The organism is Mesorhizobium sp. M7A.F.Ca.CA.004.06.1.1, from assembly GCF_003999135.1.
GTDB lineage: Bacteria > Pseudomonadota > Alphaproteobacteria > Rhizobiales > Rhizobiaceae > Mesorhizobium.
Genome location: NZ_RZPQ01000566.1, coordinates 1 through 3,904, shown reverse-complemented (window position 1 = coordinate 3,904; position 3,904 = coordinate 1). Strand labels below are relative to the sequence as shown.

Here is a 3,904-nt window from a genome sequence, read left to right as displayed (position 1 = left end):
CATGTCCTCGACCTTCTGGGCGAGCATGGCCTTGCGCTCGCGCCGGTCGGTGGTCTGGTCGAGCAGCGAGCGGAAGGTCAGCATCTCGCCGAAGACCGATGCCGTCTCGGCCAGCGTCAGCGGCGTCGAGGCCATCAGTGCGCCCTGGCCGCCGGCCAGCACCTGATGCACCCCATGGCCAAGCTCGTGCGCCAGCGTCATCACATCGCGCGGCTTGCCCATGTAGTTGAGCAGGACATAGGGATGCGCCGACGGCACGGTCGGATGCGCGAAGGCGCCAGGCGACTTGCCGGGCCGGGCCGGCGCGTCGATCCAGTTGCGGTCGAAGAAGGTTCGCGCGATCTCGGCCATGTCGGGCGAAAAGCGCTGATAGGCGGACAGCACGGTGTTCCTGGCCTCCTCCCAGCCGATGATCGCCTGGGGCGTATCCGGCAACGGCGCGTTGCGGTCCCAGTGGTTCATCACCTCCATGCCGAGCCAGCGTGCCTTCATCGCGTAATAGCGGTGCGACAGGCGCGGATAGGCATCGCGAACGGCGGAAGCCAGGGCGTCCACCACGCTGCGCTCGACGCGGTTGGCGAGATGGCGTGAATCGGCGATGTCCTCGAAGCCGCGCCAGCGGTCGGATATCTCCTTGTCCTTGGCCAGCGTGTTGGTGATCAGCGTGAAGGTGCGCAAATTTTTGCGGAAGGTCGTGGCCAGCGCCTCGGACGCCCGGCGGCGCACCTCGCCGTCGGCGTCCTGCAAACGGTTCAGCGCCGGCTCCAGCGTCAGTTCCTCGCCGTCGATGTCGAAGCGAAGGTCGGTCATCGTCTCGTCGAACAGGCGGTTCCAGGCGCCGCGCCCGGTGATCGACTTTTCGTGGAAGAGTTGCTCGACGCGGTCCTCAAGCTGGTAGGGCTTGTCCTTGCGCAGATCGAGCACCCACGGCCGGTAGTGACCGAAGGCGGGATCGCCGGCGAGCGCGCCTTCGATCGACGCATCGTCGATCAGGTTGAGTTCGAGCGCGAAGAACAGAAGGTGCGCGCTGGCGTCGGTCATCTTCTCCTGGACGTCACCATAGAGCTTGGCGCGCTGGGGATCAGCGGTGTTTCCGGCATAAACCAGACCCGCATAGGAGACGATGCGGCCGATCAGTTCCTCCAGCGCTTCGTAGGCGACGAGCGCCTCGCCCAGCCTGCCGGCGCTGCCGCGCTCGGCCTCGGCGGCCAGCGTGCCCTTCCAGCGGCTTTCGAAGCTGACCGCGTCAGTGGCGGCCTTGGCGATGTCGCGCTTCAGTTCTGGCGCGTCCATGCCGGCATAGAGGTCGGCAAGGTTCCATTCCGGCAGGTCGCCCAGCTCGGCCGCGCCCTGACCGGACGCCGGCGCCGCCAGCCGCCGTGCGGAACCCATGTGCCCAGAATCCTTATGCATTGCCGACACCTTCCGTGGCCAAGGTTCAAGGAGAAACGAGAAGCCGGTCAAATCCTAAGGAATTCATTCACCGGGTTTTTTGAAACCTTATTTAGAACCCTGTGCCAAGATGGTCCACAGGGCAGGATTCCTCGGGCGGGCATAGTCGTATTAGTCATGACAGGTTCCATACTCATAGTCGATGACGATCCGGTGCAACGCCGGCTGCTCGAAGCGGCGGTGACGCGGTTCGGCTACAGCGCAATCGTCGTCGACGGCGGCGCGGCCGCCTTCGATATCCTCGATGGACCCGGCGCCCGCGAGGTGTCGGTGGTCATCCTCGATCTGGTCATGCCCGGTCTCGATGGTATCGGCGTGCTGAAGGCGATGCGCGAGCGCGACATCAACGTGCCGGCCATCGTGCAGACCGCGCAGGGCGGCATCGAGACCGTGGTTTCGGCGATGCGTCATGGCGCCTTCGATTTCGTCGTCAAGCCGGCGTCTCCCGACAGGCTGCAGGCGTCGATCGGTAATGCGCTCAAGGTCGAGGCCGTCGAGGGCGAGGTCAAGCGCACGTCGCGCCGGCGCGGCGGCCTCCTGACCTTCAAGGACATGATTACGCACAGCCCGGCCATGGACAGGGTGATCCGTCTTGGCCAGAAAGCGGCGGCATCCAACATCCCGATCCTGATCGAGGGCGAGTCCGGCGTCGGCAAGGAACTGGTGGCGCGCGCCATCCAGGGCAGTGGCGACCGCCGCTCGAAACCCTTCGTCACCGTCAATTGCGGCGCCATCCCCGACAATCTGGTCGAATCGATCCTGTTCGGCCATGAGAAGGGCTCGTTCACCGGCGCCACCGACAAGCACACGGGCAAGTTCGTCGAAGCGCATTCGGGCACACTGTTCCTCGACGAGATCGGCGACCTGCCGCTCGACGTGCAAGTCAAGCTGTTACGCGCGGTCCAGGACGGCGAGGTCGATCCGGTGGGTGGGCGCTCGACCGTCAGGGTCGACATCAGGCTGATTTCGGCGACGCACCGCAACCTCCTGCAGCAGGTCAAGGACGGCAAGTTCCGCGAGGATCTGTTCTATCGGCTGAACGTCTACCCGATCTTCGTGCCGCCGCTGCGCGACCGCCGCGACGACATCCCCTATCTGGTCACCCATTTCATGGAGAAGGTGGCGCCGGCCGACCCGCACCGTCGCCTGCAGGGTATTTCGGCGGCAGCGCTCGCCGTGCTGCAGGCCTATGACTGGCCTGGAAACATCCGGCAGCTCGAAAATGCCGTCTTCCGGGCCTCGGTGCTTTGCGAAGGCGATGTGCTTTCCGCCGAGGACTTCCCGCAGATACGGGCGCAAGTGGAAGGCACCGTCAACCTGGATATGGACGGCGATGCGCCGGCGCCCTCCCAGTCTTTGCAGGAGCGCGATGACGAAGCCTTGCCCGGCGAGGGCGGCCCAGCAATCGCGTTCGATCCGCCGGCAAGGCTGCAGCCTCGCTTCGGCACGTTGCGGGCGCTCGACGAGCGCGGCAATGTGCGGGCACTGGCCGATGTCGAACTCGAGATGATCAAGCTTGCCATCGATCACTACAACGGACAGATGAGCGAAGTCGCCCGCCGACTCGGGATCGGTCGCTCGACGCTCTATCGCAAGCTCAAGGAACACGGCATCGATCCGGAGACGGGCCGCGTAGACCGGCTCGCCTCCTAAGGGCGATGCCGGGCTGAGCTTCGGAATCCGGCTTGCCACAAGGCCGACGCCAGCTTGCAATGCCACAGCAGGCCTTGTATCGCCGTTTCGGCGGCATTGTGGCTGTGTCATGGACAGCTCTGTTCACGCATTAAAGCTAACGGTAACAGATCGTGTTCGGGCCGAAGGCGGAAATCTGATCTAAACCAGCGGTTTACCAAGAAACCTTGTGAACAATTTTTGACGGGATATCGCCACGGTGTTACCGCATTTCGGCTTCAATAAGCGATGATTAACCATTAGGATCGATATTCGGGTGTGCTAATGCCACATCCGTTTGGACAAATCCGGGGACAAACGGCAGCCTGCAAGGCCTTTTGATTTGAACAGAATCGAACGACACACAAACAGGCGGCACCATCATTTGAGCATCTGGCCGAAGTGGCTGGCAGTGTTGGTTGTCGCTTTTGGTTTTGTTGCCGCGGCTGCGAGCGGAGCCAGCGCCGAAACACGGTCGCTGAAGCTTTATCATCTCCACACCCACGAGAAGGCCGAGATCGTCTACAAGCGCAACGGCCGCTACGTTCCCGAGGGTCTCAGGAAGATCAACATCATTTTGCGCGACTGGCGTCGCAACGAGCCGACCAAGATGGATCCGCGCCTGCTGGATCTGGTCTGGGAAGCGTATCGGGAAGCCGGCGCCACGGACTACATCCAGGTCATCTGCGGCTATCGCTCGCCGTCGACGAACTCGATGCTGCGCGGCCGCAGCAGGGGCGTCGCCGAGAAGAGCCAGCACATGCTCGGCAAGGCGATGGAT

At 63.5% G+C, this 3,904-nt stretch carries 3 protein-coding genes; 2 read left to right on the top strand and 1 reads right to left on the bottom strand.

Annotated features, from left to right (window positions below; all coding sequences use genetic code 11):
• Positions 1–1,392 (bottom strand): M3 family metallopeptidase (locus EN906_RS25855; RefSeq protein ID WP_127375475.1); only part of this gene is annotated, 1,392 nt, incomplete at its 3' end.
• A gap of 177 nt (positions 1,393–1,569) precedes the next feature.
• On the opposite strand from EN906_RS25855, the gene EN906_RS25850 reads away from it, so the two are divergent.
• Together EN906_RS25850 and EN906_RS25845 are read left to right on the top strand one after the other, a co-directional pair.
• Positions 1,570–3,105, top strand: coding sequence for a sigma-54 dependent transcriptional regulator (locus tag EN906_RS25850; protein ID WP_127270839.1), 1,536 nt, complete (start codon positions 1,570–1,572; stop codon positions 3,103–3,105).
• 403 nt (positions 3,106–3,508) lie between these two features.
• Positions 3,509–3,904, top strand: a 396-nt coding sequence (locus EN906_RS25845) for a DUF882 domain-containing protein (protein WP_127375474.1), incomplete at its 3' end; no start/stop codon positions are given.

Coding starts and splice junctions, on each gene's coding strand:
- EN906_RS25850 (WP_127270839.1), top strand. CDS start 1,570: ATGACAGGTTCCATACTCATAGTCGATGACGATCCGGTGCAACGCCGG.